A 26,505-nucleotide genomic window follows, 5' to 3' on the forward strand; every position below is an offset into this window, starting at 1 on the left:
GCCGTGACTGATCCTTCGCTGCCCGCGCAGCTCACGCCCTTGCTGGACGGGCTCGTGCCCTGGCCCGACGACGGCACCCGCGCGGACGGGCCGGTGGCGGTGGACGCCACGGACCGGTTGTTGCTGGCGCACGCCGCGGAGCGGGTGGCTGCGGCGGGTCCGGGGGACGTGGTGGTGCTGGGCGACCGGTTCGGGGCGCTGACGGTCGGGGTGCTGGCGCTCGGTGCGCCGGACGTGCGCGGGCACACCGACGCGGTGACGGCGGAGCGGGCGATCGCCCGCAACCTCGACGAGACCGCGGCGGAGGTGGGCGTGGGCCGTCCCGTGCGGCTGGTGCCGGAGCTCGGCCGGGACGTCCTCGACGGCGCCCGGACGGTGCTGCTGCAGCTCCCGAAGTCGCTGGCGGAGCTCACGGAGGTCGCGGAGGCCGTGGCCCGGTGGGCGGCGGACGACGTGGTGCTGCTGGCGGGCGGGCGGGTCAAGCACATGACGCGGGCCATGAACGACGTCCTGACGGACCGGTTCACGGATCTGCAGGTCAGCCTGGCGCGCGGCAAGTCGCGCCTCCTGGTCGCGTCGGGCGTCCGGCCCGAGGCCCGGCAGGCGCCGCCGCTGTACCCGGCGCGGGAGCAGGTGACGGACCCGGAGCTGCTGGCGGCGGCGACCCCTACCGCGGGCGGCGCCGCGCCGACGCACCTCGACGTGGTCGCGCACGGCGGCACGTTCGCGGGTGCGGCGCTGGACCACGGCACCCGGTTCCTGCTCAGCACCGCCGGGCGGTGGCCTGCCGCGGCGCGCGTGCACGACGCCGTCGACCTGGGCTGCGGGTCCGGGCTGCTGTCCGTCGTGCTCGCGCGCCGCTACCCGGACGCGCGGGTCGTCGCGACGGACCGGTCGGCGTCCGCCGTCGCGTCGACGCTCGCCACGGCCGCGGCCAACGGCGTCGACGTCACGGTCACGCGGGACGACGCGGGCGGCGACCTACCGGACGCGAGTGCCGACGTCGTCGTCCTCAACCCGCCGTTCCACGACCGGGCCGCGCTGCGCACGGACGCCGCGCACCGCATGTTCGCGACGGCTGGCCGCGTCCTGCGTCCGGGCGGTGAGCTGTGGTGCGTCTACAACACGCCGCTGCGCTACCGCGGCTCCCTGAGCCGCGCCGTCGGCCCGACGGAGCACGTCGCGCAGGACGTCCGCTTCACGGTCACCCGGTCGCGCAAGCCCTGATCCCCGCCTGCCGGGAGCCGACCCCGGGTGCCGAGCCGGCTCCCGGCCACGGCGGTTCCACTGCGCGTCGAGCGACGACCGTCGTCGACGACGGTCCAGGCCGGGAGCCGGCCGGACGACGTGGGTGACCTCACCCCAGACCGTCACGGACCGACGGGAGGCAGGGGACGCAGGCGGGGCAGGTCCTCCTGCGCCTGGTCGTCATCCCCGAAGTGGAGGGCCCCCTGGGGCCCGTGAACGCGACCTGGCGCAGGAGGACCTGCCCCGCCGGAACCGATCAAGCCGGATCAGTGCACGTCGACGACGTCCACGACGAAGACGAGGGTCGCGCCGCCGGGGATGCCGGCCTGCGGGACGCCGCGCTGGCCGTAGCCGTGCTCGGCGGGGATGGACAGCAGGACACGGTCGCCCACGTTGCGGCCGACGAGGCCCTTGTCCCAGCCGCCGATGACGGCGCCGACGCCGATGGGGAAGTCGATGGTGGCGCCGCGGTCGTAGGAGTTGTCGAAGACGTCCCCGCCCCAGGTCTGGCCGAGGTAGTTGACGACGATGGTGCGGCCGGCGTCGACGACGGGGCCGGTGCCCTCGACGAGAACCTGGACCTGGAGGCCGGCGGGCGCCTCGGGCGTCGGGAAGGTGATGACGGGCTTGTCGCCGAAGGTGCCGGTGGCGGTGGGCAGCGTGGTCACGGTGTACCTCACGGGGTCGGGGGGCCGCCGGTCGTCCGGCGGCAGTGCGCCGTCCAGCCTACGCGGAGACGGGTGCGGGGGCCGTGCGCGCGCCTGTGATCTCGCTGGTGGCGGAACGTCCTTGGGCGAGGAGCTCGGCGACGGCGGTGCGGGCGGGCGGGCTGGCGGTGAGGCCGTCGCGGACGAGGGCGTACAGGGCGCGGACGGGGGTGGGCCGGACGACGGGGACGGCGACGACGCCGGGCGGGAGCTGGGCGGCGCCGAGGCGGGGCAGGACGGTGATGCCGATGCCGGCGCGGACGAACGCGACGGCGGTGGGGTAGTCGTGGGCCTCGACGTGGAAGGTGGGGCGGAACCCGGCGGCGTGGCACGCCTCGAGGAGGTTGCGGCGGCACCAGCCGCGGGCGAAGTCGTTGTCGATCCAGCGTTCGGTGCGCAGCTCGGCGAGCTCGATCTCGGCGCGGCCGGCGTGGGGGTGGTCGGTGGGCAGGACGGCGACGTAGGGGTCGTCGAGGAGGTGGTGGGCGGTGAAGCCGCGGCCGGGGTCGTAGCCGTCGTAGGCGACGACGACCTGGACGTCGGGGCGGTCCTCGACGCGGTCGGCGATGGTCTCGGCGAGGGCGAGGTCGAGCCGGACGCCGGGGTAGTCGGTGGTGAGGCGGTGGACGACGCGGGGCATCCAGGCGGCGCCGACGGAGGCGAAGTAGGCGACGGACAGGGTGCCGGTGCGGCCGGCGCGGAGGTCGGCGACGACGGTCTCGGCCTCGCCGAGGCGGGCGAGGACGCGGTCGGCCTGGGCGGCGAGGGCGAGTCCGGCGGCGGTGGGTCGGACGCCGCGTCCGGAGCGTTCGAGGAGGGTGAGGCCGGTCTCGCGGGCGAGGGCGGTGACGTGCTGGCTGACGGCGGAGGGTGTGTAGCCGAGGTTCTCGGCGGCGGCGGCGACGGAGCCGCTGGCGACCACGGAGCGGAAGATGCGGAGCCGGTGCACGTCGAGCATGTCTCGACCATACAGTCGCACTGAACGATCCGGAAGTGATCGGGACTGGTGCTGAACGGTCGACGGGGCGACGATCGTGCCATGACGACCACGACGCCCGCTCAGCCTCCCCGGACCGTCCCCGGCCTCGACGCCTCCCCCGGCGCCCCGGTCGTCGTGCCCGCCTCCCCGTCGGGCCCGGGCGCGCCGTCGTCGGGGACGTCGGCCCGCACGGTCGCCGCGATGGTCGTCACCGTCGTGCTGTGGGCGTCGGCCTTCGTCGGGATCCGCGCGGTCGGGCACGACGTCGCACCCGGTCCGCTCACCCTCGGTCGGGTCGCCGTCGGGTCGGCGGCCCTGACCGTGCTGCTCGGCGTGGTCGCGCTGCGCCGTCGCCGGTCCGCCGCACGCACCGCGGGCGGCGCTCCCTCCGGGGTCGCGGGGTTCCCCCGGGGCCGCCTCCTCGCCCTGGTGGCCGCCTGGGGCGTCGCCTGGTTCGGCTTCTACAACCTGGCCCTCAACGCCGCGGAGCAGCACCTCGACGCCGGCACGACGGCCCTGCTGGTCGGCATCGCGCCCGTGCTCGTGGCGCTCCTCGCGGGCTCCCTGCTCGGGGAGGGCTTCCCGCGGCGGCTGCTCGTCGGGATGGCCGCCGCGCTCGCCGGGGTGGTGGTGATCGCGGTGTCGACGCCGTCGGGCCGCTTCGACGTCGCCGGCGTGCTGCTCGGCCTGGCCGCCGCCGTGCTGTACGCCGGGTCCGCGACCCTTCAGAAGCGGCTGCTGCCGCACCTGGACGCCCTCACCATGACCTGGCTCGGCTGCCTGGCCGGCACCGTCGCGGCGCTGCCGTTCCTGCCGGCGCTGGTCGACCAGCTCGCGGACGCGCGGCCTTCGGCGGTGCTCGGGATCGTCTACCTGGGCGTGTTCCCCACCGCGATCGCGTTCACCACGTGGGCGTACGTGCTGCGCCGCACGACGGCGGGCCGCACGGCCGCGGCGACGTACGCCGTGCCGCCGCTGACGGTCCTGCTGTCCTGGGCGGCGCTCGGCGAGGTCCCGCAGGCGGCGGCGCTGGCGGGCGGCGCGGTCGCCCTGGCCGGAGTGGCCGTGGCGACGCTCCCGCGGCGGCGCGCGGCCCGCCCGGCCTAGGCCTTCTGTCCGACCAGGCCGAGCAGCCGGTCGACCAGCCGGCCGGCGTCCGCGGCCGGCAGCGGAACGGAGAACAAGGCGTAGAAGTACAGGGGCGCCACGACGACCTCGAGCAGCTCGGCGAGCGTCGGCACCTGCTCACCCCGGTCCCGCGCACGGTCGAGCATCGCCTGGAGCTGCCGCTCGCGCTCGCGGAACGCCCGGCTTGGGGTGCGCGGCTCGCCGGGGCGGATCTCGAGGACGACGGCCCGCAGGATCAAGGGCACGAGCGAGTCCTGGAGCGGCGCGGCGACGGCCGCGGCGTAGACCTCGAGGTCGCCGCGCAGCGTGCCGGTGTCCGGCAGCGCGGCGGTGGTCGACGACCACTCGTCGACGACGTCGTCGAGCAGGGCGGGCATCGTCCCCCAGCGGCGGTACAGCGTGGCTTGGTGCACCCCGGCACGCTCGGCGACCAGAGGGATGGAGATCTCTTCCCACCGGCGCTCCTCCAGCAGCTCCAGCGTCGCCTGGTGGACCGCGGCCCGGACCCGCGCCGAGCGACCGCCGGGCCGCCGCATCTCCTTGCCGTCGCTCACGCGGGTGATGCTAAAGCGAAACCTCTTGCGTTACGCACAGGACGCGCCATAACCTGCTGATGCGAACATTCTCGCGTTTAGCAACGGAGGATCGTCATGAACAGCTCCCGGACCGCCGCACGGCGCCTCACCCTCCACTACCTGGAGATGGTGCTGGCCATGTTCGCCGGCATGTTCCTTCTGGGCTGGGCATGGACGCTGGCCTGGCCCGGACGCGCGGAGCACGCCGGTGCCGACGCGGCGCTCATGGTCCTCGACATGACGGTCGGCATGGCCGCGTGGATGGCGGTCCGCCGCCACGGCACCCGGATGATCGTCGAGATGTCCGCGGCGATGGTCGCGCCCTTCGCCCTGCTGGCCGTGCCCGTCGCCGCGGGACTCCTCTCCGTCGACGTCCTCCACACCGTCGGGCACGGGGCCATGCTGCTCGCGATGCTCGTCGCGATGCTGCTGCGCCGCTCCCACTACACCGCCGACCACCGGTCCCACCGGCACCCGGCCCTGCCCGCCCCCGCACCGGCGGCGGAGCCGGCCGCCGACTGACCGGCGGCTACAGCGCCGCTGCCTTGCCCTCCAGCACCCCCCGCTCGCGGGCGTTGCCGCACAGCCGGGCCGCGAGCGCCAGCTCGGCGCGGGCCTCGTCGGTGCGGCCCAGGCGGGCGAGGAGCTCGCCCCGGACGCTCGGCAGCAGGTACGACCCGGACAGCACCTCCCGTGCCACGAGGTCGTCGACCAGGGGCAGGGCGGCGGCCGGGCCGGACGCCATGGACACGGCGACGGCGCGGTTGAGCTCGACGACGGGTGACGGTGCGACCTGCCCGAGCGCCTCGTAGAGCAGCACGACCCGTTCCCAGTCGGTGTCCTCGACGGAGCGGGCCACCGCATGCTGCTCCGCGATGGCGGCCTGCAGGCCGTACGGGCCCAGCCCGCGCCCGACGACGACGGCCCGGCGCAGCGCGGCCCGGCCGCGGCGGATCGCGCCGACGTCCCACCGGCTGCGGTCCTGGTCGGCGAGCAGCACCGGGGAGCCGTCGGGGCGGGTGCGGGCCGGGAACCGGGCGGCGGTCAGCTCCAGCAGGGCCAGCAGCCCCGCGACCTCCGGCTCGTCCGGCAGCAGACGCGCGAGCACGCGCGCCAGCCGGACCGCCTCGCGGGCGAGGTCGGCCCGCATCCAGTCGTCGCCGCTCGTGGCGGACGACCCCTCCGTGAAGATCAGGTAGACCACCTGCAGGACGGACCCGACCCGCTCGGGCCGGTCGGCCTCCGGCGGCACCTCGAACGGGACCCGCGCGGCGGCCAGCGTCTTCTTCGCGCGGGTGATGCGGGCCTGCACGGTGGGGGTCGGGACGAGGAACGCGCGGGCGATCTCCTCGCTCGACAGGCCCCCGACGACGCGCAGCGTGAGCGCGACCCGTGCCTGCGTGGACAGCACCGGGTGGCAGGCGGTGAAGATCAGCGCGAGCCGGTCGTCCGGGATGACGTCGGGGTCCCACAGCAGGTCCGGGTCCTCGTCCGCCACGAGCGACCCGCCCGCGTGGGCGCCGCCCTCGGGCAGGTCCCGGCCCAGCGTGGCGTACCGCTCGTCGCGCCCGGACCGACGACGGAACGCGTCGATGGCGCGACGTCGCCCCGTCGTGAGGAGCCACGCCGTGGGATCACGCGGCACGCCGTCGCGGGGCCACGCGACGAGCGCCTCGGTGAGCGCCTCGGACGCGACGTCCTCCGCGAGGGCGAGGTCGCCGGTGTACCGCGCGAGCGCGGCGACGATCCGGGCGGAGTCCATCCGCCAGGTCGTCTCCACGGCGCGGCGTGCGGCGGCCTCGCCCCCGTCGGCGCCGGTCACGGTCGGTCCGTCCCTCGTCGTGGCTCGTCGCGGGTGGCGGCGCTCAGAGCTGGCCGGCGCGCTCGCGCCACGCCCGCTCGGCCTGCACGTACTCGTTGTCCGCCGGGAACTCGTCGATCGACGGGACGCGGCGGATCTCCACCTTCATGCCCGGTCCGGCGAGCGGCGCCTTCCTCGCCCAGGCGACGGCCTCGTCCTTCGTCGCGACGTCGAGGATCCAGAAGCCGTTGAACAGCTCCTTGGTCTCGCCGTACGGGCCGTCGGTGACGGTCGGCTCGGGCGTCGAGTAGTCGACGACGACGCCCTGCGACGGGTCGTCCAGCCCTTCGGCGGCGACGAGCACGCCGGCCTCGATGAGCTCGTTGTTGTAGCGGCCCATCGTGGCGAGCATCTCGTCGAAGCTGATGTCCGAGCTCTCGAACGCCGCCTGGCTCTCGTCGGTGCCCCGCATGATCAGCATGTACTTGGCCATGATCGTCCCCTCGTCGGTGAAGGCCCCTCGGTGGGACCCTCTCACCCCCAGGTCGAACGGGGAACCGGAGGATCGACACGCGTCGTGAGACTTTCTTCCCGGCGGCCGCCCGGGGCGCGCCGCGGTGCGTGCCACCTGCCCGTCGGCGCGCCACGTCACGAGCGTGTGAATCTTCTCGCCGCAGGGCGGTCGCGGCTGGCGCGCGCGCCCCCGCACGTCGCACCCTGGTCCCATGACGCTCGACTTCCAGGCCCCGCCCCGGCCCGACGGCCGCAGCACGTTCCCGTCGATCGCGGACTACGCCTTCCTGTCCGACTGCGAGACCAACGCCCTGGTGGCCCCGAGCGGCGCCGTGGAGTGGATGTGCGTGCCGCGGCCCGACTCCGCCAGCATCTTCTCCGCCGTGCTCGACCGCGGTGCCGGCCACTTCCGCGTGGGGCCGCACGGGGTGCGGGTCCCGGTCGCGCGCCGCTACCTGCCCGGCACGCTCATCCTGGAGACCACCTGGCAGACGTCCACCGGCTGGCTGGTGGTGCGCGACGCGATGGTCATGGGGCCGTGGCACAACGTCGAGGAGCGGTCCGGCACGCACAAGCGCACCCCGACCGACCACGACGCGGAGCACGTGCTGCTGCGCACCGTGAAGTGCGTGTCCGGCACGGTCGACCTGGAGGTCGTGTGCTCCCCCATGCCGGACTACGCGCGCGGGGAGGCCGACTGGGAGTACGTGGGCGACGGCTACTCGACGATGGTGGCGCGCACGGGTCACGCGAACCCGGACCTGCGGCTGTCGTCCTCGCTGCGGTTCGGGCTGGAGGGCCGGCGCGTGCAGGCCCGCTCCCGCCTCGAGGAGGGTGACACGCACTTCGTGGCGCTGTCCTGGTCCCCGCTGCCCGCCCCGTCGTCGTGGGCGGAGGCCGTCGAGAAGATGTGGCGCACGGAGCAGTTCTGGCGCGACTGGATCACGCAGGGCGCGTTCCCCGACCACCCGTGGCGCATCTTCCTGCAGCGGTCCGCCCTCACCCTCAAGGGCCTCACGTACGCCCCGACGGGCGCCCTGCTCGCGGCGGCCACGACGTCCCTGCCGGAGACGCCCGGCGGCGAGCGCAACTGGGACTACCGCTACGCGTGGATCCGCGACTCCACGTTCGCCCTGTGGGGCCTGTACACCCTGGGGCTGGACCGGGAGGCGAACGACTTCTTCGCGTTCATCCTCGACGCGTGCCGGGACAACAAGCAGCTCCAGATCATGTACGGCGTCGGTGGGGAGGAGGACCTCACCGAGCACGAGCTCTCCCACCTCACCGGGTACGAGGGCGCGCGCCCCGTGCGTGTCGGCAACGGCGCCTACGACCAGAGCCAGCACGACGTGTGGGGCGCCGTGCTGGACTCGGTGTGGCTGCACACCCGCAACCGTGAGCAGCTCCCCGAGGCGCTGTGGCCGGTGCTCAAGCGGCAGGTGGAGGAGGCCGCGAAGCACTGGCACCTGCCCGACCGCGGCATCTGGGAGGTGCGGGGCGAGCCGCAGCACTTCACGTCGTCGAAGCTCATGTGCTGGGTCGCGCTCGACCGCGGCGCGCGCCTCGCCCGCCTCTACGACGAGCCCGACTTCGCGGAGCAGTGGCAGAAGCTCGCCGACGAGATCCACGCCGACATCTGTGCGAAGGGTGTCGACGAGCGCGGCGTGTTCACCCAGCGGTACGGCGACGACGCCCTCGACGCGTCGCTGCTGCTGGTGCCGCTGCTGCGGTTCCTGCCGCCGGACGACGAGCGGGTGCGCGCCACGGTGCTCGCCATCGCGGACGAGCTCACCGAGGAGGGCCTCGTGCTGCGCTACCGCGTGGAGGAGACCGACGACGGCCTCAGCGGTGAGGAGGGCACGTTCACCATCTGCTCGTTCTGGCTGGTGTCCGCGCTGTGCGAGATCGGCGAGATCGACCGGGCGCGGTCGCTGTGCGAGCGGCTGCTGTCGTTCTCGTCGGCCCTCAACCTGTACGCCGAGGAGATCGACCCGCACACCGGCCGCCACCTGGGCAACTTCCCGCAGGCGTTCACCCACCTGGCGCTCATCAACGCGGTCATGCACGTGATCCGCGCCGAGGCCGAGCCGGTCGACCACCGCTCGTTCCGCACGCCGCACCGCTCCTGACCGGCTCGCGCGAGCCTCCCGCGCGGCGGGGACGACGACGGCCGGGCACCTCGTGCGAGGTGCCCGGCCGTCGTGGTGGGGTGCCGTCAGGCGCCGGAGGTCACTCGCCGCCGCGCAGGATGGCGATGAGGCGCAGCAGCTCCAGGTAGAGCCAGATGAGCGTGACCATGAGGCCGAACGCCGCCGACCAGGCGTACTTGGCGGGGGCGCCGCCCTCGACGCCGCGCTTGATGGCGTCGAAGTCGACGATGAGGGACATCGACGCGAGCACGACGGCGACGAGGCCGATGATGATGCCGAGCGTGCCGCCGCGCATGCCCCAGCCGTCGAGGACGCCGGTCCACACGAGGATCATGTTGACCAGCGAGAAGACGAGGTAGCCGACCATGCCGATGAGCAGGAACCGCGTGAACTTGGGGGTGACGCGGACCTTGCCGGAGCTGAACAGGGCGAGCGCGGCACCGAACACGGAGAGCGTGGCGAGCACGGCCTGGAGCACGATGCCGTCGGACTGCGCCTCGTAGAACGCGGAGATGCCGCCGAGGAACGCACCCTGCGCGATCGAGTACAGGGTGATGAGCACCGGGCTCGGGTTCTTCTTGAAGGCGTTGACCAGGCCGAGCACGAGGCCGACGATCATGCCGCCGACCCACAGCATGGGCACGGTGTCGACGAGGGACCAGCTGACGGCCGCCATGACGACGAGCAGGGCGAACTGCCCGGCGGTCTTCATGATGACGTCGGTGTACGTCAGGCGCTGGGTGTCGGCCGGCGTGGCCGACGGCGCCTCGTACATGTTCTGCAGCGACGCGGCGTCGGCAGCCTGGGCACCGTACTGCCCGTACTGGCCGTACTGCGCCGGGCGCGACGCCGTCGCCGTGCCACCGCGTGCGTCACGCCGCGGCTCGCCGAACACGTCGCTGTTCGAGAAGACGGGGTTGCTCATGAGCTCCTCCTGGTCGCGGCTGCCGGGTGTCCCCCGACGGGTCGTCGGGCGGGCAGAGCCGGGTCGCTGGCCGTGAATCCATCCTAGGCAACGCGCCGGGGGCGCGTCAGGTTCCCGGCGGGGCGAATCGCGGCGGGTCGGCAGGGTGCCGGTCCGGTGGCCGTGGCCGCCGGACCGGCACCTCCGGGGTCGCGTCAGCCGTCCACGCGGCTCGCCGCGCGGGCGGCCTCCCGGTCACGGCGCTCCACGTCGCGGGCCTCCTGCTTGGCGTCGCGGCGTGCCGCCCGCTTCGCGCGCCGGGCGGCCCGGCGGTCCTTGCGCCCCTCGACCAGCACGTACAGGGCGGGCAGGACGAGCAGCGTGAGCAGCGTGGACGACACGAGGCCGCCGATGACGACGAGCGCGAGCGGCTGCGAGATGAACGCCCCGCCGCCGGTGAGGCCGAGCGCCATGGGGGTGAGCGCGCCGATGGTGGCGAGCGCCGTCATGACGATGGGCCGCAGCCGCTTGCGGGCGCCCTCGCGCACCGCCTCGTCCAGGTCGCGCCCACGGACGCGGTACTGGTTGATGAGGTCGATGAGCACGATCGCGTTGGACACGACGATGCCGACGAGCATCAGCGCCCCGATGAGGGCGGCGACGCCGAGCGGGGTGTCCGTGACGAGCAGAGCGACGAGCGCGCCGGTGACGGACAGCGGCACCGAGACGAGCAGCAGCAGCGGCTGCACGAGCGACTTGAAGGTCGCGACCATGATCAGGTAGACGATCGCGATCGCCGCGAGCAGGGCGAGGCCGAGGTCGGCGAACGCCTCCTCCTGGTCGGCCGCGACACCGCCGACCTCGACGGACGCCCCGGCGGGCAGGTCGAGGCCGTCGACGGCGGTCGTGACCTCGGTCGACAGGGTGCCGATGTCCTGCGCGTCGGGGGTGATCGACACGGTCGCGGACCGCTCGCCGTCGACGCGGCTGATGGACGCCGGGGTGTCGACCTCCTCGACGGTCGCGACGTCCGTGAGCGGGACGAGGCCGGTGGCCGTGGGGATCTCGACGTCCTCGATCTCGGCGACGGTGGCGGGTGCCTCGCCGGACACGACGACGACCTCGAGCGGGCCCTCGCCGAGGTCGACCTCGCCGATGGTCTGCTCGGGGTTCATCGTGCTGGCGACGATCCCGGCGACCTGCGTCTCGGTGAGCCCGACCTCGGCCGCGGCCTCCCGGTCGACCTGCACCTGGAGGATCGTGCGGGACGTGGCGAGGTCGTTGGCGACCTCCGCGACGCCGTCGAGGTCGGTGACGGCGGCCTGCACGGCGTCGGCGGCCGTGGCGAGGTCGTCGGTGTCGTGGGCGCGGACCACGAGGTCGATGGTGGTGGAGCCGAACCCGGAGTCGCCGCCGGCGACGGACACGGCGGTCGTGGGTGCGGTGTCCGCGAGCTCCTCCGCGGCGGCGCGGACCTCGTCCTGCACGGCGACGCCGTCGGCGTCCTCGTCCAGCGTGATCGAGAACGTCGCGGACGCCCCGCCCCCGCCGAAGAACGCGGCCTGGGCGGCGTCGGCGGTGCCGACGGTCGTCTGGATCGTCGCCACGCCGTCGACGGCGGCGAGCGCGTCCTCCATCTCGCGGGCGGCGTCGTCCTGCGCGGCCAGGGAGGCCTCGTCGGCGAACGTCTGCGTGACGGTGACGGTGTCCTGCCCGGAGTCGCCGATGAAGTTCGTCTCGAGGCGCGGCACGAGCGCGAGGGTGCCGGCCAGGATGGCGACGGCGACGAGCACGGTGATCCACGGGTGGCGCAGGGCCGTGCCGAGGCTGGGCACGTACGCGCGCTGCCACAGGCCGCGACGCTCCTTGGCCTCCGCGGCCTCGCGGATCGACGCCCCGCCGTCGGTGGCCTCGGCGGCGCCCTTCGGCGGCTTGACGAACCAGTAGGCGAGCACCGGGACGATGGTGAGCGCCACGAGCAGGGAGGCGAGCATCGCGATGGCGACCGTGAACGCGAACGGCCGGAACAGCTCGCCCGTCATGCCGGACACCAGGCCGAGCGGGAGGAACACCGCGACGGTGCAGATCGTGGACGCCGCGATGGCGCCGCCGACCTCGCGCACGGCCGTGAGGATCGCCTCCGACTTGTCCTCGCCGTACGACAGGTGCCGCTTGATGTTCTCGATGACGACGATCGCGTCGTCGACGACGCGGCCGATGGAGATGGTGAGCGCGGCGAGCGTGAGGATGTTGAGGGTGTAGCCCGTCGTCTGCATGACGAGGAACGCCGTGGCGAGCGACAGCGGGATGGACACCGCGGACACGGCGGTGGCCCGCACGGACAGCAGGAACACCAGGATGATGAGGATGGCGAAGACGAGGCCGAGCCCGCCCTCGGTGGCGAGACCCTCGATGGACTCCTCGATGAACGGCGCCTGGTCGAACACGACGGCGGTCGTGACGCCGGCCTCCTCCAGCACGTCGGCGTTGTCCGCGATGGCGTCCTGCACGGCGTGCGACACGTCGACGGTGTTGCCCTGGGGGGTCTTGGTGATGGCGACGCCGAGGGACGGCTCGCCGTCGAGGCGCGAGTAGGACGTCGCCTCGGTGGGCTCGACGGTGATGTCAGCGACGTCGCCGAGGCGCACCGGCTCGGGCAGCGCGGGCGGCGCGTTCGCGTCGGGCAGGCCGGTGACGTCCGAGCCCTGGCCGCCGTCGGTGGACGGCGTGGTGCCGGCGGTGCCGCCGGTCGCGGCCTGGTCGCCCGCGCCGTCGGGGACGGTCGCACCGGTGTCGGTGCCGCCGGTCGTCCCGGCGCCGTCGGACGACCCGGTGGTGGCGGTGGCGCTCGGGACGAGCGGGACGTCCTCCAGCTCCTCGACGCTCGCGAGGCGGGTGCCGGCCTGGAGCGAGTAGGTGGCGCCGTCCTCGGTGACGGTGCCGGCGGGCAGCACGACGCCGTGGTCGGCGAGGACGTCGGTGACCTGCGTGAGCGTCAGACCCTGCTCCGCCAGCTCGTCGGTGTCGACGTCGACGCGCACCTGGTCCGCGACGGCGCCGGTGACGGCGACGGAACGGACGTCGTCGACCTCCTCCAGGGCGGGCACGAGGACGGTCTCGATCTCGTCCGCCAGCGCGGCGAGGTCGTCCCCGCCGGACGCGGCGATCTGGATGACGGGGAGGTCGTCGAGGGAGCCGGTGATGACCTGCGGCTCGACGTCGTCGGGGAGCTGTCCCTGGACGCGCGTCACCGCGGTGGTGAGGCGCTGGGTGGCGGCGTCCATGTCGGTGCCGTAGGTGAACTCGACCATGGTGGTCGACACCCCGGTGGACGCGGTCGAGCTGATGGACTCGATGCCCTCGACGCCCTGGGCGGCGGCCTCGAGGGTCTCGGTGACGTCCTGCTCGACGACCTCGGGGGACGCGCCGGGGTAGGTCGCCAGGACGACGCCGGCGGGGAGCTCGAGGGACGGGATGAGCTCCTGCTTGAGGGAGGTCAGGCTCAGTGCGCCGAAGGCGAAGATCGCGACCGTGACCAGGGCGACCAGGGCACGGTTCGCCAGGGACAGGCGGGCAAGGCGGAACACGCTCACTCCAGGGGGGTGGGAGGTGCACGACGGCTCAGTCGTACGGGGTGCACAACGGAGCCTACGTGGCTCCGGTTCCCGCAGGCGACGACGTGGTGCCGCCCTGCCCGGCGGACGGGCGGGAACCCGGTCGCGACCAGTTGCAAAGAAACGCTTGCAAAGAGTTCTTTGCGGTTCTATCGTGGTGCTCACCAGCCACCACCACCGCCCGAGGAGCCCGCCATGATCGCCCTGACCAGCCCGTCGCTCCCCCGCACCGCCGCCCCGAGCACCCGCACCCCGCACCACCCCGGTGCCGCCGCCCGCGCCCTCGACACCACCGGGCGCCTGCTCGTCGTGGCCGCCGCCCGCCTCGCGACGGCGACCGCCGCCCGGGACGAGCGCCGTGCCCGCCGCGCCGCCACCACCACAGCCCGCTCGGAGCAGCTCCGCACCGCGGACGAGCTGCGCCGCGACAACGCCGCCCAGGTCCACCCGCTCGGCCTGCGGTGAGCGGGTGGACGAGTACGGTCGGGGCATGAGCGACACGCCCGCACCGGTCGAGGCCCCCGCACCGGCGGAAGGCTCCGCACCGCACACCGGGACCACCCGCCAGCCGCTCGGCCCGGAACGCCTCAAGGCGCTCTCCCACCCGCTGCGCCTGCGCATCCTCGACCTGCTCCAGCGGCACGGTTCGCTCACGGCGAGCGGCCTGGCCGAGCTCGTCGGGGAGTCGAGCGGCTCGACCAGCTACCACCTGCGCCAGCTCGAGCGGCACGGGTTCGTGCGGGAGGTCGAGGGCAAGGGCACCGCGCGCGAGCGCTGGTGGGAGACGGCGCCCGGGGGGTACTCGATCTCGTCGGACCCCGACGACGACCTCGGGACCCGGTCGGCGAAGTCGCTCGTCAACGGCGAGCTGGAGCGCGCCCGCCAGGCCAAGATCTGGCGGCTGCTCGACGTCATGGAGCAGGGACCGGGCGCCGACCCGCGCTACGACGCCTGGAAGGACGCCACCACCCTGAGCACGATCTCGCTCTGGGCGACGCCCGAGCAGCTGGCCGGCGTCGTCGAGCAGCTCCAGGAGCTCCTGGAGACCGCCACCGAGACGCTGCGCGGCCAGGAGGGCGTCGAGGGCGCCGCCCCGGTGCAGATCCACTTCAACGCGTTCCCCGTGTTCGGGGACGACGCCGTCTGAGCGCCCCGCGGGGCACCCCTTCTGCCGGTGGCGGATCCGCCCGGGGCAGAGCAGGCTTCCGGCCCGGGCGCGAGCGGCGGACGGTGGAGCCATGAACGCACCCGCACCCCCCACCCCGTCCACCCTCGACGACCAGCTCGCCGCCCGTCTCCTGCACCAGCGCATCGTCGTCCTCGGCCAGGAGGTCGACGACGCCGTCGCGAACCGCGTCTGCGCCCAGCTCCTGTGGCTGTCCGCGGAGGACCCGACCGCCGACGTCGCCCTCTGGATCAACTCGCCCGGCGGCTCGGTCAGCGCCGGGCTCGGCGTCCACGACACGATGCGGCTGCTGCCGAACGACGTCGTCACCGTCGGCTTCGGCTTCGCCGCCAGCATGGGCCAGTTCCTCCTGACCGCCGGCACGAGGGGCAAGCGCTACGCCCTGCCCCACACCCGCGTGATGATGCACCAGCCGTCCGCCGGCATCGGCGGGACGGCCGTCGACATCGCGATCCAGGCGGAGAACCTCGAGCACACCAAGCGCCTCGTGCACGAGTTGACCGCGAAGCACACCGGCCGCACCGTGGAGCAGGTCGCGGCCGACAGCGACCGCGACCGCTGGTTCACGGCCGCCGAGGCGCGCGAGTACGGGCTGATCGACCACGTCGTGGAGCACGTCGACGACGTCCGTCCCGCCGCCCCCGGCCGGAAGGCGGGCCTGTGATGACCGGCTACACCGTCCCCCACGTCGTCGAGCGGACCCCGCTCGGCGAGCGCTACGCCGACGTCTTCAGCCGCCTGCTGCGCGAACGCATCGTCTTCCTCGGCACGGAGGTCGACGACGGCGTCGCGAACGTCGTCATGGCCCAACTGCTGCACCTGGAGTCGGAGTCGCCCGACCAGGACGTCCACCTGTACATCAACTCCCCCGGCGGCTCCGCGACCGCGATGACCGCGATCTACGACACGATGCAGTTCGTGCGGTGCGACGTCACGACGACCTGCATGGGTCAGGCGGCGTCCGCCGCGGCGGTGCTGCTCGCCGCCGGGACGCCGGGCAAGCGGACGATGCTGGAGCACTCCCGGGTGCTGCTGCACCAACCGTCCGCCGAGGGGCGCGGCACCGTCTCCGACCTCGCCATCCAGGCCCGCGAGGTGCTGCGGCTGCGCGCCGAGACCGAGCAGGTCCTGGCCCGCCACACCGGCCGGTCGGTCGACCAGCTCCGGGCGGACACCGACCGCGACCTCGTGCTGACGGCCCGCGAGGCCGTCGACTACGGGATCGCGGACACCGTGGTGACGTCGCGCAAGCTCACCGCCGCGGCCTGACGGGCGCGCCCGGCGCCGCCCCCACCGGGTGCCGCCGGGCCGTCGGTGCTCCGGCGCTCGTCACCCGGGGTGCGGCGCCCGCGGTGCGGCGCCTGCGGTGCGGCGTCCGGGGTGCGGCGTCAGGCCGCGAGCAGCACGGTCCCGTCCACGGGCCGGGCCGGCGCGGGGCCGGTCCGCAGGGTGCGCACCGGGGACGCCGTGGAGGTCAGGACCCGCACCCCGCGCCGGTCCGCGTGCGTCGTCGCCGCCAGGGCGTCGTGCGCCTGGGCGACGAGGTCGACGAGGCGGATGCCGAGCGCGCCGCACACCGCGGCGAGCATCTCCGACGACGCCTCCTTGCGGCCGCGCTCGACCTCCGACAGGTACGCGGTGGACATGCGCGCGGTCGCCGCGACCTCCTGGAGCGTCCGGCCCTGCGCGAGCCGCGCCCGGCGCAGGATGCCGCCCACGAGGTGGCGCAGCAGGGGCTCGCGCGCGCCCCGGGCCGCCCCGGGCGCACCGGGCTCGGCGGGGGTCGTCGTCACCGGCGTCATGGGCTCGACGCTACCCCCGGGGCTCGCGGCACGGACGGGCGTCGCGCCCCGGCCGTCACCGTTCTGCTACGGGCAGAAGCCGGCCGTCCGGGTCCCGGTGCCCCGGCGCGGCGGCGGCCCCGGCGGGCGACACCGGCTCCGCGGGCCCGCGCCCGGCGGTCCCGGGCGCTGTGGTGCCCGGCACGGCGGTCCCGGCGGGTCCGGGCCGGGCGGTGCGCGCGGGGCGGCTGCCCCACAGCACACCGCCGACGACGAGCAGCGCGCCCGCGAGCTCGCCGGGCGTGACCTCCTCGCCGAGCACGAGCCAGGCCGAGCTCATCCCCACGACGGGCACCAGCATGGAGAACGGGGCGACCACCCCGGCGGGGTGCCGGGCCATGAGCCACGTCCACAGCCCCGACCCGGCCACCGTGCCGAGCAGCACCGTGTACGCGAGGCCGACGACGGCCCACCACGCGGCGGCGTCGTCGTAGGTGGTCAGCGAGGTCCAGATGGCGTCGCGACCCTCGACGACCCACGACACGGCGAGCATGGGCAGCGGCGGCACGACGGACATCCACAGCACGAGGTGCAGGGGGCTGCGGGGCTTCGCGAGACGGTTGCTGACGTTGCCGATCGCCCAGCCGAACGCCCCGGCGAGGGTGAGGAGGAACGGCAGGAGCGCCGCGTTCTCGGCCCGCTGCCAGCCGACGGCCGTCAGCCCCGCCACCGCGACGAGGATGCCGACGACCTGCCGTCCCGACACACGCTCGCGCAGGAACACCGCGCCGAGCACCACCGTGAACGGACCCGACATCTGGAGGACCAGCGAGGCGAGGCCGGCCGGCATGCCCGCGGCCATGCCCCAGTAGAGGAACGCGAACTGGAGCACGCCGAACCCGAGCCCGTAGCCGACGAGCCAGCGCACGGGCACCCCGGGCCACGGGACGAGGAGGACGGTGGGGACGGCGAGGACGGCGAACCGCAGCGCGACGAGGAACATCGGCGGGTAGTGCGCGAGCGAGGCGTCGATGGCGAGGAAGTTCAGGCCCCACAGCAGGGCGACGACGACGGCGAGGAGACGGTGACGGGTGGGCACACGGCCATCGTCACCGGCAGGTCGATGAAGGACAAGCAACCATTCCTGAACCTCTCGGTAGGCTGCCTTCATGGACGTCCGTCATCTCGACCTCCTGCGCGAGCTCGCCGACCGCGGCAGCGTCGCCGCCGTCGCCGCCGCCACCCACCGCACGCCGTCCGCCGTCTCCCAGCAGCTGCGCACCGCGCAGCGCGAGCTCGGCACCGAGCTCGTCCGACCCCACGGCCGCGGGATCCGCCTCACCGACGCCGGCCGCCTCCTCGCCGCCGAGGCCGTGCAGGTGCAGGTGGCCCTCGCCGACGTCCAGGCGCGCTGGGACGCGTTCCGCGGCGCCCCCGCCGGCACCGTCTCGGTGGCGGCGCTGCCCAGCGCCGCCACGTTCCTCCTGCCCGCCGTCGAGGCGGCGCTCGCCGGGGGCGGCGTCGACCTGCGCCTCGCGGACGTCGACCTCGCCGAGGACGCGTTCGGGGCGCTCACCGCCGACCACGACGTGGTCGTCGCCCACAGCCTCACGAGCGTGCGACCCGCGGGGACGGACGGGCTCGTCGTCGTGCCGCTGGCCGACGAGCCGCTCGACGTCGCGATGTCCCCCGCGCACCCGCTGGCGCGGCACCGCACGGTGTCGGCGCGGCAGGTCGCCGGGTGCGCGTGGGTCGGCGTGCCCCGCGGCTACCCCTTCGACACGGTGCTGATCGGGATCGAGCAGGTCACGGGCGAGCAGCTCGACGTGCGGCAGCGGATCGTCGACAACCGGCTCGTCGAGGCGCTCGTCGCGACGAGCGACCGGGTCGCGATCCTGCCGCGCTTCACCACGCCCGTCGGCGACCGGCTGACCCTGCGGCCCCTGACGGGGGTCCCCGCGGTGCGGCACGTCGTCGCGGTCCTGCGGCCCGACGTCGCCCGACGGCGGGCGGTCGGCCACGTCCTGGACGCGCTGCGCGACGCGGCGGCCGACGCCGAGCGCCGGCATCGCGCGGGCTGACTCAGAGCTGAGCGGCCGCCTCGGCGGGCGTGCCCTCGACCTCGGCCGCGGCGGCGTCCCACCGCCGCCAGAGCACCCGCTCCCCCACGGGAGCCGCGATGCGGTGACCGAGGAGCAGCATCGTCGCCACCCCCACGACGAGCACGCCGGCGCCCACCCAGAACGGGGCGGCGAGCCCCACGTGCTCGGCCAGCAGCCCGGCGACGACGGGGGCGGGCGCGGCGAAACCCCAGCGCACGAGGTTGAACGCGCCGGTGGTCACGCGCCGGTCGGGGTCGCCGACGCCGAGCGCCAGGTCGGTGACGTTGGCGTTCGTCACGCCCATGGCGAGACCCGCGACGACGAGCCAGACCACGCTGACGGCCGTGCCGGGCGAGGTCGCGAGCCCGACGAGGGCGGCGAGGAGCACGACGAGCGCGGCACCGACGGTCTGCACGGCGCCGAGGCGGTGCGCGAGCCGGTGCCCGACGACGAGGATGCCGACGGCGAGGCCGACGCCCCACCCCGTGAACACCAGGCCGAGGGGGACGACGTCGAGGCCGAGCGCGATCGGCGTGTAGCCCAGCACGATGAAGAACACGAAGTTGTAGGCGGCCACGACGACGGACAGCACGACGAACGCGGGCCGCCGGAAGGGCGCGAAGACCTGCCGGTGACGCAGCGGGGCGGGCCGCTCGTCGGGGTCGCGGAGCTTGACGATCGACAGCACCATCGCGCCGACCATGAACACGCCGCACGCGAGGAACGGGACGCGCCACGAGATCTGGCCGAGCAGCCCGCCGAGCAGCGGGCCGAGGGCGAAGCCGAGGCCGAGGCACGTCTCGTAGAGCTCGACGGCCCAGCCGCGGTCGTTCGCGAGCGACACGAGCAGCACCATGGCGGTGACGAAGAACATCGCGTTGCCCAGCCCCCACAGACCGCGCAGCAGGGCCAGGCCGACGAGGCCGCCGGCGAGGGCGGCACCGACGGCGGCGACCGCCACGACCCCCACCCCGGCGACGAGGATCTTCTTGTACCCGAAGCGTCCGGTGGCGACGGTGGCGGGGACCATGCCGAGCGCCATGACGGCCACGTAGGCGGTGAACAGCAGCTCGATCTGCCAGGTGCTCGCCCCGATCTCGTGCCCGATGACGGGCAGGATCGGGTCGACGATCGCGATACCCGCGATGGCGAAGAACGCCGTGAGCGCGGTCGCGTAGATGGCGGTGCGGTGGGGTTCGTCGTGGTGGGCCACGGGTGCGCCTTCCTCGGTGGGGTCGGACCGAGGCTACGCCGCTTGATTGCTTGGGGCAACTATCGGGACGAGGTCGTCCCCTGCGCACGGCGTGCCCCCGCCCGGGTTCGAACCGGGACTGGGCCGGGTTTAAGCCGGCTGCCTCTGCCAGTTGGGCTACGGGGGCGACGAGACACGGCGACGGGCGGTCGCCCCCGGCGCGACGACCGCGACCGGCACCTCACGGTACCGGGCGCGACCACACCCACCGGGCACGACCGCCCGTCATGCCTCGAACGGAAGGTCAGCCCTTCTCGGCGACCGCCGCGGACGACTGCGCCTTCTGCTCGACCTTCTCGCCCGCCGGCTTCGGCGGGACCGACGCCTTGCGGAACTCGTCGCGCGGGTCGTGCAGCGAACCGAGCGAGACGATCTCGCGACCCATGAGGAACTGCCCGATCCAGCCCACGAGGATGCGGAGCTTGCGGTTGCCCGTCGGCATCGCCATGACGTGGTAGCCGCGGTGCGCCAGCCACGCCAGCGGGCCGCGCAGCTTGACGAAGCCGAACAGCTCCGCCACGCCCTTGTACAGGCCGAGCGACGCGACGACGCCCACGCTCTTGTGCTTGTACTCGACCGGCTGCTCGCCCTTGAGGGTGGCGACCAGGTTGTCGGCGAGCTGGTTCGCCTCGCGGATCGCGTGCTGGGCGTTCGGCGGGCAGAACGAGCCCGGGTTCAGCAGGTCCGGCACCGCGGCGCAGTCGCCGGCGGCCCACGCGTCGGGGACGACCTCGCCGTCCTCCGTGGCGACCTGGAGGGTCGCCTTCACCGTCACGCGGCCCATGCGGTCCACGGGGAGGTCCGAGTCCTCCTTGATGACGGGGTTCGCCTTGACACCGGCCGTCCACACCAGGGTGTCCGTGTCGAACTCGACGCCCGTCGACGTGACGACGTGGCCGTCGACGCACGACGACAGGAACGTGCTGAGGTGGAACTCGATGCCGCGCTTCTTCATCTCCTCCAGCGCCCAGAGCCCCATCGGCTCCGACACCTCGGGCAGGATGCGCCCGGCGCCCTCGATCATGACGAAGCGCAGGTCCGACGGCTCGATCGTCGGGTAGTTGCGCGTCGCGTAGCGCGCCATGTCCTCGATCTCGGCGAGCGCCTCGATGCCGGCGAACCCACCACCGATGAACGTGAAGGTCAGCATCCGCTTGCGCAGCTCGACGTCCCACGTCGAGGAGGCCACGTCGAGACGGTTCAGCACGTGGTTGCGGACCGCGATGGCCTCCTCCACGTTCTTGAAGCCGATCGCGTTCTCCGCCAGGCCCGGGATGGGCAGCGTGCGCGAGACCGAGCCGAGACCGACGACGAGGTGGTCGTAGGAGACCTCGTAGTCCGGGCCCTCCTCCGGCGAGATCGTGACCTTCTTGTCACCGTGCGCGATGTGGACGACCTTGCCCTGGAGCACGTCGACGCCCTTGAGCGCGAGACGGTGGGGCGCGACGACGTCACGGGCGTCGATCGAACCGGCACCCGCCTCCGGCAGGAACGGCGCGTACGTCATGTACGGGCGCGGGTCGACGACCACGACGGCCGCCTCGCGCTTGCCGAGCTTCTTGCGCAGGCGGCGCGCCACGTACAGGCCGACGGAACCCCCGCCGAGGACGACGACGCGGGGGACCTTGCGCGGGCGCGAGGTCGTCTCCACCACGCCCAGGGCAGAGTTGTCCGAGGACAGATCGTTCTGAGGCATGCTCACAGTCTACGACCGTACGCCGGGAGAACTTTCCCCGCGTCCGCGGAGCAGTCAGGCCAGCGACAGCGCGATGCCGTCGAGGATGTCGCTCTCGCTCGTCACGACGTGCGTCAGCGCGCCACCCGCGGCGGCGACGTCGTCGCGCACCCGCTCCACGACCCGCGCCCACACGAGCGCCCCCGCGCCGATGACGTCCGCCCTCCCCGGGTGCATGAACCCCAGGTCGAGACGCTGCGCGCGGGTCCGGGACAGCAGGTCGTCGCACGCCGCGAGGGTGTCGGACACGGTCAGGACGGTGCCGTTGACCCGGTCCCGCTGGTAGGTCGGCAGCCCGAGCGCGTGCGCCGTCACCGACGTCACAGAACCCGCCAGCCCCACGAGGGTCGCCGTGCGGCCCCACGGCACCACCGGGGCGGCGGCGTCCAGGGCGGCGTCGACGTCCGCGCGGGCCGCCGCGACCTCGGCCGCGGTGGGCGGGTCGGAGTGCAGGTGCCGCTCCGTGAGCCGCACCGACCCGACGTCCGTCGACAGCGCCGCCTCGGGCGACGACGTCCCCAGGACGAGCTCGGTCGAGCCGCCGCCGAGGTCCACCACGAGGTACGGGCCGGGGTGGGCCGACGCGGCGCCGCTGGTCGCGCCGCGGAACGACAGCAGCGCCTCCTCCTGCCCGGACACGACCTCCGGCTCGACGCCCAGCGCGGCGCGCACGCCCGCGACGAACACGTCGCGGTTGCGGGCGTCGCGGGTGGCGGACGTCGCCACGAACCGGACCTTCGTCGCACCCAGGTCCCCGGCGACCTTCGCGTACTCGCGTGTCGCCGCCAGGGTCCGCTCCAACGCCTCGGGCGCGAGCTCGCCGGTGCGGTCCACACCCTGGCCGAGCCGCACGATCTCCATGCGCCGGTCGAGCTCGACGAGGGTGCCGTCGGGGGCCACGTCGGCCACGAGGAGTCGGATCGAGTTGGTGCCGCAGTCGACGGCGGCCACGCGGGTGCTGCTCATCACCGGCACACCCTCTCATCACGCCCCGACACGCGCGCGCCCTGCCCGCGGCCCGGGCACGACACCGCCGGACGGTCCGCGGTCAGCACGAGCAGCGGTCCGGACGCCACTGGTCGCGGACGCGCTCCAGCGCCTCGTCGCCCAGCGGGTTCACGCCCGGCCCCGCGGCCAGCGCGTGCCCCATGAGGACGTGCAGGCACTTCACGCGCGTCGGCATGCCGCCCGCCGAGATCCCGTCGATCTCCTCGACGTGCCCCAGCTCCGCACGCTGCGCCAGGTAGTGCTCGTGCGCCCGGGCGTAGGCCGCCGCGAGCTCCTCGTCCTGCGTCAGCCGGTCCGACATCTCCTTCATCACGCCGTCCGCCTCCAGGCGGGACGCCGCGGCCACCGCACCCGGGTGCGTCAGGTAGTACGTCGTCGGGAACGGCGTGCCGTCCGGCAGGCGCGGGGCGGTGCGGACCACGAGGGGCCGCCCGCACACGCAGCGCGCGGCGATGCCGACGACACCGCGCGGCTCGCGGCCGAGCTGCTCGGCGAGCACCTCGAGGTCGTGGGCGGTGACGGCGGTCGGGTCGTCGGTGGCAGGCGTGGAGGTCACGGGTTCATTCTCCCCCGTCCGGGGCGGGCGACGCGTCGCCCGCACCGTCGCGCTCGTCACCGTCGGCCGGCGCCGACGGCGACACCGCGGGCGACGGGAGGTCCTCCGGCGCGGCCGCCCGGTCGGTGACCTGCACCGACTCCCACAGCCCCTCGTACCAGGGCGCCCCCGTCGGGGCCGCCGCGACCGTCGGCGCGTCGCTCTGCCCGGCGTCCGCGGCGTCGTCGCCCTCGATCGCGTCGGCGTCGACGACCCGCCACACCGTGTCGCCGGGCACCACGTAGTTCAGGCGGCTGCGCGCCTGCTGGATGACGTACGACCGGTCGTCCCACCGGTCCAGCTCGTCCTGGAGCGCGGCGCGCTCCGTCTCGTGCGCGTCGAGCTCCGCCTGGAGGCGGTCGATCTGCGCCTGCTGCTGCACCGCGCCGCGCACCGTCGGCAGGATGAGCACGAACGCCAGCAGGACGACGACGCCGAGCACGAGCAGCCGGACCGTGAGGACCTCGGGCAGCACCAGGCCGAGCCGGCTGCGGCGCCGCTCGTCCCGCGCCGGACCCGACGGACGACGTGTGCTGCGGGGCGCCGTCGTGCGTGCCGTGCTCTTCGAGGCGCCCGTCGACCGCGTGCGGCCGCCGGCCCGGGCACCCGGCCGCCCGGACGTCCGGGACGACGGCCGGGACGAGGGGCGCGGGTTCGGGGCGGCGGGACGACGGGACGGCACGCCTCGATTGTGCCGAACCGTCCCCACCTCGCCGCGGACCCGCCCCGGCGAGTCAGCGCACCTCCCCGCGAGTCAGCGCACGCACGCGCGAGTCAGCGCAGGACTCGCCGAGTCAGCGCACGATCTCGTGCCTCGACGCAGACCCAGCCCGGAACGACGGAACGGCCGGCCACCCGAAGGTGACCGACCGTCGTCGTGCACGCTGCCTGCGCACGATCCTGCGCTGACTCGCGCCGGATCACGCTGACTCGCGAGACCTTGCGCTGACTCGGCGAGTCCTGTGCTGTCCCGCGGGAACCAGTGCCGGCTCGCGCAGGCCCGCGCCGGCGCACGGCCGGCGCGAGGGTGTCAGCCCTGGAAACGCGGGAAGGCCGAACGACCGGCGTAGCGGCCGGCGTCGTCCAGGGCCTCCTCGATGCGCAGGAGCTGGTTGTACTTGTTGATGCGCTCGCCACGGGCCGGGGCACCGGTCTTGATCTGACCGGCGTTCGTGGCCACCGACAGGTCGGCGATGGTGGTGTCCTCGGTCTCGCCGGAGCGGTGCGAGGTCATCGTGGTGAAGCCGTTGCGCTGCGCGAGCGTCACGGCGTCGAGCGTCTCGGTGAGGGTGCCGATCTGGTTGAGCTTGACCAGCAGCGAGTTCGCCGACTTCTCCTGGATGCCGCGGGCGAGGCGCTCCGGGTTGGTGACGAACAGGTCGTCGCCGACGACCTGCACCTTGTCGCCCACCTCGGCGACGAACTGCGTCCAGGCGCCCCACTCGTCCTCGGACAGCGGGTCCTCGATGGAGACGATCGGGTAGTTCGCGACCATGGACGCGTACAGCGCGATCATGTCCTCGGTCGAGTGCACCTCGCCGTTCTTGAAGTGGTACGCGCCGTCCTTGAAGAACTCGGTGGCGGCGACGTCCATCGCGATGGCGATGTCGGAGCCCGGGGCGAACCCGGCCTTCTCGATGGCCTCGAGGATGAGGTCGAGCGCCGCGACGTTGGAGGGCAGGTCGGGGGCGAAGCCGCCCTCGTCACCGAGACCGGTGGAGAACCCCTTCGACTTCAGGACGCTCTTCAGCGCGTGGTAGACCTCCGTGCCGGAGCGCAGCGCCTCCTTGAAGGACGACGCGCCGATCGGGGCGATCATGAACTCCTGGAAGTCGACGGTGGAGTCCGCGTGGGAGCCGCCGTTGAGGATGTTCATCATCGGGACCGGCAGCACGTGGGCGTTCGGGCCGCCGACGTAGCGGAACAGGTCCAGGCCGGACGACTTCGCGGCCGCCTTGGCGACGGCGAGCGAGACGCCCAGGATCGCGTTGGCGCCCAGCTTGCCCTTGTTCGGGGTGCCGTCGAGCTCGATGAGGGCCTGGTCGATGAGGCGCTGCTCCTCGGCGTCGTAGCCGATGAGCTCGGGGGCGATGTCGTCGATGACGGCGTTGACCGCACCCTCGACACCCTTGCCCAGGTAACGGCCCTTGTCGCCGTCCCGACGCTCGACGGCCTCGAACGCGCCGGTCGAGGCGCCGGACGGGACCGCGGCACGCGCGAACGTGCCGTCGTCGAGGGCGATCTCCACCTCGACGGTGGGGTTGCCGCGAGAGTCCAGGATCTCGCGCGCGCCAACGGCTTCGATGCTTGCCACGGATGCTCCTTCTTGCAGGGCTCGCGGGCTGCCGGGGCCGCGCCAGGGAGCGTTCGCACCCGGGCAAGCCGACGCCCGCGACGTTGGAGGTTGACGCCCCCAGCCTAGACCCGACACGGAGCGCGCGCGCCGGGGCCCACCTGGTGGTCGCCCTGGTGTCGGTGCGTGACCCTCGACCGCCCTCCCCGGCCCGGGTCGGTCGGCGTCGGGACGACTATCGTGAGTGCGGTGATGAACGGCTTCTGGGACTTCCTCGGTTCCTACTGGTGGCTCGTCTTCCCGCTCGGTGCCGCGTTCGGCGGCTGGGCGAAGGGGCTGCGCCGGTGGGACGACCGCCGTCGTCGCGACAAGATCGAGATGTACCGCCTCAGGTACGGGGACCGGCCGGGCGCCGTCCAGGCGGAGGAGTCCCTGACGAGCGAGATCGACCGCACCGTCGCCGTGCACGAGGAGACCGTGCGGCGCTGGCTCGACTACGAGCTCGACGCCGTGAAGATCCTCGAGTACCCGCTGATGACGGACATGCGCGAGCAGGTCATGGTGGACTTCCACCGGGCTCGGCGCGACGCGGAGGCGCTGCGCCCCGACGACCTGGCCGAGCTGCGCGACCGGCAGCGCCTGGAGCGCTACCGCACCGCCGTCCTCGACCTGCAGACACGGTTCGACGTGGCGGAGGCCGAGGCCCGGCGGCGGCGCGCCTCCGACCTCACCGACGCCGAGCGCCGCGCCGTGGACCGCGCGAAGAAGCTCCTCGCCATCGCCGACGACCCGGCGGCGTCCTCCGCGGAGCGGCAGTCCGCCTACCGGCGCGCCACGAAGGAGCTGGAGGGCGTCATCGCGCTGCCGGACGCCGCGACCGACGCCATCGAGCAGCGCATCGCCGGCGCCATCGAGCGCGGCGACTGACCAGCCT

General features: G+C 74.1%; 25 protein-coding genes and 1 tRNA gene. 10 read left to right on the plus strand and 16 right to left on the minus strand.

Annotation, left to right across the window (positions count from 1 at the left end; genetic code table 11):
* Positions 1–3 precede the first annotated feature (3 nt).
* Positions 4–1,227, plus strand: a complete 1,224-nt coding sequence (locus ATJ88_RS14370; protein ID WP_245852452.1) for a class I SAM-dependent methyltransferase — start codon at positions 4–6, stop codon at positions 1,225–1,227.
* 287 nt (positions 1,228–1,514) lie between these two features.
* Here ATJ88_RS14370 and ATJ88_RS14375 read toward each other — a convergent pair whose 3' ends face one another.
* Positions 1,515–1,916, minus strand: a complete 402-nt coding sequence (locus ATJ88_RS14375) for an FKBP-type peptidyl-prolyl cis-trans isomerase (RefSeq protein ID WP_098464415.1) — start codon at positions 1,914–1,916, stop codon at positions 1,515–1,517.
* Positions 1,917–1,974: 58 nt separating this feature from the next.
* Positions 1,975–2,913: a LysR family transcriptional regulator gene (locus ATJ88_RS14380; RefSeq protein ID WP_098464416.1), complete on the minus strand. Its 939-nt coding sequence runs from the start codon at positions 2,911–2,913 to the stop codon at positions 1,975–1,977.
* 81 nt (positions 2,914–2,994) lie between these two features.
* Between ATJ88_RS14380 and ATJ88_RS14385 the strand changes: the two genes are divergently transcribed.
* Entirely contained in the window at positions 2,995–4,041 is a 1,047-nt protein-coding gene (locus ATJ88_RS14385) for a DMT family transporter (RefSeq protein ID WP_211287521.1), read from the plus strand.
* On the opposite strand, the gene ATJ88_RS14390 is transcribed toward ATJ88_RS14385, so the two are convergent.
* Positions 4,038–4,616 (minus strand): TetR-like C-terminal domain-containing protein, encoded by a 579-nt coding sequence (locus ATJ88_RS14390; RefSeq protein ID WP_098464417.1) that lies wholly within the window; start codon positions 4,614–4,616, stop codon positions 4,038–4,040. The two genes, ATJ88_RS14385 and ATJ88_RS14390, sit on opposite strands and share 4 nt — an antisense overlap.
* A 96-nt stretch (positions 4,617–4,712) precedes the next feature.
* Here ATJ88_RS14390 and ATJ88_RS14395 point away from each other — a divergent pair, with 96 nt between their 5' ends.
* Entirely contained in the window at positions 4,713–5,159 is a 447-nt protein-coding gene (locus ATJ88_RS14395) for a hypothetical protein (RefSeq protein WP_098464418.1), read from the plus strand.
* Between the two features lie 7 nt (positions 5,160–5,166).
* Here ATJ88_RS14395 and ATJ88_RS14400 read toward each other — a convergent pair whose 3' ends face one another.
* Both ATJ88_RS14400 and ATJ88_RS14405 read right to left on the minus strand, forming a co-directional pair.
* Positions 5,167–6,399, minus strand: a complete 1,233-nt coding sequence (locus ATJ88_RS14400; protein ID WP_098465378.1) for an RNA polymerase sigma factor — start codon at positions 6,397–6,399, stop codon at positions 5,167–5,169.
* Between the two features lie 103 nt (positions 6,400–6,502).
* On the minus strand, positions 6,503–6,931 hold the full coding sequence (locus ATJ88_RS14405; protein ID WP_098464419.1) for a YciI family protein: 429 nt from the start codon (positions 6,929–6,931) through the stop codon (positions 6,503–6,505).
* A 232-nt stretch (positions 6,932–7,163) separates the two neighbouring features.
* Between ATJ88_RS14405 and ATJ88_RS14410 the strand changes: the two genes are divergently transcribed.
* Entirely contained in the window at positions 7,164–9,080 is a 1,917-nt protein-coding gene (locus ATJ88_RS14410; protein WP_098464420.1) for a glycoside hydrolase family 15 protein, read from the plus strand.
* A 100-nt stretch (positions 9,081–9,180) separates the two neighbouring features.
* On the opposite strand, the gene ATJ88_RS14415 is transcribed toward ATJ88_RS14410, so the two are convergent.
* Both ATJ88_RS14415 and ATJ88_RS14420 read right to left on the minus strand, forming a co-directional pair.
* Positions 9,181–10,026, minus strand: coding sequence for a Bax inhibitor-1/YccA family protein (locus ATJ88_RS14415; protein ID WP_098464421.1), 846 nt, complete (start codon positions 10,024–10,026; stop codon positions 9,181–9,183).
* Between the two features lie 194 nt (positions 10,027–10,220).
* Complete coding sequence (locus ATJ88_RS14420; protein ID WP_245852454.1) at positions 10,221–13,598, minus strand: efflux RND transporter permease subunit; 3,378 nt, start codon at positions 13,596–13,598, stop codon at positions 10,221–10,223.
* Positions 13,599–13,814: 216 nt separating this feature from the next.
* Here ATJ88_RS14420 and ATJ88_RS14425 point away from each other — a divergent pair, with 216 nt between their 5' ends.
* The 4 genes from ATJ88_RS14425 (at position 13,815) to ATJ88_RS14440 (ending at position 16,074) form a co-directional block, all read left to right on the plus strand.
* On the plus strand, positions 13,815–14,084 hold the full coding sequence (locus ATJ88_RS14425; RefSeq protein WP_098464423.1) for a hypothetical protein: 270 nt from the start codon (positions 13,815–13,817) through the stop codon (positions 14,082–14,084).
* Between the two features lie 25 nt (positions 14,085–14,109).
* Positions 14,110–14,766: an ArsR/SmtB family transcription factor gene (locus ATJ88_RS14430; protein WP_098465379.1), complete on the plus strand. Its 657-nt coding sequence runs from the start codon at positions 14,110–14,112 to the stop codon at positions 14,764–14,766.
* 91 nt (positions 14,767–14,857) lie between these two features.
* On the plus strand, positions 14,858–15,469 hold the full coding sequence (locus ATJ88_RS14435) for a ClpP family protease (RefSeq protein ID WP_098464424.1): 612 nt from the start codon (positions 14,858–14,860) through the stop codon (positions 15,467–15,469).
* Complete coding sequence (locus tag ATJ88_RS14440) at positions 15,469–16,074, plus strand: ClpP family protease (RefSeq protein ID WP_098465380.1); 606 nt, start codon at positions 15,469–15,471, stop codon at positions 16,072–16,074. The genes ATJ88_RS14435 and ATJ88_RS14440 overlap by 1 nt, the downstream gene beginning before the upstream one ends.
* 119 nt (positions 16,075–16,193) lie before the next feature.
* Here the strand turns inward: ATJ88_RS14440 and ATJ88_RS19040 are convergent, their stop codons facing one another.
* Together ATJ88_RS19040 and ATJ88_RS14450 are read right to left on the minus strand one after the other, a co-directional pair.
* Positions 16,194–16,607, minus strand: a complete 414-nt coding sequence (locus tag ATJ88_RS19040; RefSeq protein ID WP_098464425.1) for a helix-turn-helix domain-containing protein — start codon at positions 16,605–16,607, stop codon at positions 16,194–16,196.
* A gap of 55 nt (positions 16,608–16,662) precedes the next feature.
* The gene (locus tag ATJ88_RS14450; RefSeq protein ID WP_098464426.1) at positions 16,663–17,685 is read right to left on the minus strand and encodes an EamA family transporter; all 1,023 of its coding nucleotides are present in this window, start codon (positions 17,683–17,685) and stop codon (positions 16,663–16,665) included.
* A gap of 70 nt (positions 17,686–17,755) precedes the next feature.
* Between ATJ88_RS14450 and ATJ88_RS14455 the strand changes: the two genes are divergently transcribed.
* Entirely contained in the window at positions 17,756–18,667 is a 912-nt protein-coding gene (locus tag ATJ88_RS14455) for a LysR family transcriptional regulator (protein ID WP_098464427.1), read from the plus strand.
* A 1-nt stretch (position 18,668) separates the two neighbouring features.
* Here the strand turns inward: ATJ88_RS14455 and ATJ88_RS14460 are convergent, their stop codons facing one another.
* From ATJ88_RS14460 to eno, 7 genes are all read right to left on the minus strand, one after another.
* Positions 18,669–19,901 (minus strand): MFS transporter, encoded by a 1,233-nt coding sequence (locus ATJ88_RS14460; protein WP_098464428.1) that lies wholly within the window; start codon positions 19,899–19,901, stop codon positions 18,669–18,671.
* A gap of 92 nt (positions 19,902–19,993) precedes the next feature.
* Positions 19,994–20,067 (minus strand) — tRNA-Leu (locus ATJ88_RS14465).
* Between the two features lie 117 nt (positions 20,068–20,184).
* The gene (locus tag ATJ88_RS14470; protein WP_098464429.1) at positions 20,185–21,636 is read right to left on the minus strand and encodes an NAD(P)/FAD-dependent oxidoreductase; all 1,452 of its coding nucleotides are present in this window, start codon (positions 21,634–21,636) and stop codon (positions 20,185–20,187) included.
* Between the two features lie 54 nt (positions 21,637–21,690).
* Positions 21,691–22,641 (minus strand): Ppx/GppA phosphatase family protein, encoded by a 951-nt coding sequence (locus ATJ88_RS14475; protein ID WP_098465381.1) that lies wholly within the window; start codon positions 22,639–22,641, stop codon positions 21,691–21,693.
* 82 nt (positions 22,642–22,723) lie between these two features.
* Positions 22,724–23,239, minus strand: a complete 516-nt coding sequence (locus ATJ88_RS14480; protein WP_098464430.1) for a DUF501 domain-containing protein — start codon at positions 23,237–23,239, stop codon at positions 22,724–22,726.
* A 4-nt stretch (positions 23,240–23,243) separates the two neighbouring features.
* Positions 23,244–23,960 (minus strand): FtsB family cell division protein, encoded by a 717-nt coding sequence (locus ATJ88_RS14485; RefSeq protein ID WP_245852455.1) that lies wholly within the window; start codon positions 23,958–23,960, stop codon positions 23,244–23,246.
* A gap of 348 nt (positions 23,961–24,308) precedes the next feature.
* Complete coding sequence (eno, locus tag ATJ88_RS14490; protein WP_098464431.1) at positions 24,309–25,592, minus strand: phosphopyruvate hydratase; 1,284 nt, start codon at positions 25,590–25,592, stop codon at positions 24,309–24,311.
* Positions 25,593–25,823: 231 nt separating this feature from the next.
* Here eno and ATJ88_RS14495 point away from each other — a divergent pair, with 231 nt between their 5' ends.
* Positions 25,824–26,498, plus strand: a complete 675-nt coding sequence (locus tag ATJ88_RS14495; RefSeq protein ID WP_098464432.1) for a hypothetical protein — start codon at positions 25,824–25,826, stop codon at positions 26,496–26,498.
* Positions 26,499–26,505 lie beyond the last annotated feature (7 nt).

Origin of the sequence: Isoptericola jiangsuensis, assembly GCF_002563715.1 — a bacterium.
GTDB classification, from domain to species: Bacteria; Actinomycetota; Actinomycetes; order Actinomycetales; family Cellulomonadaceae; genus Isoptericola; species Isoptericola jiangsuensis.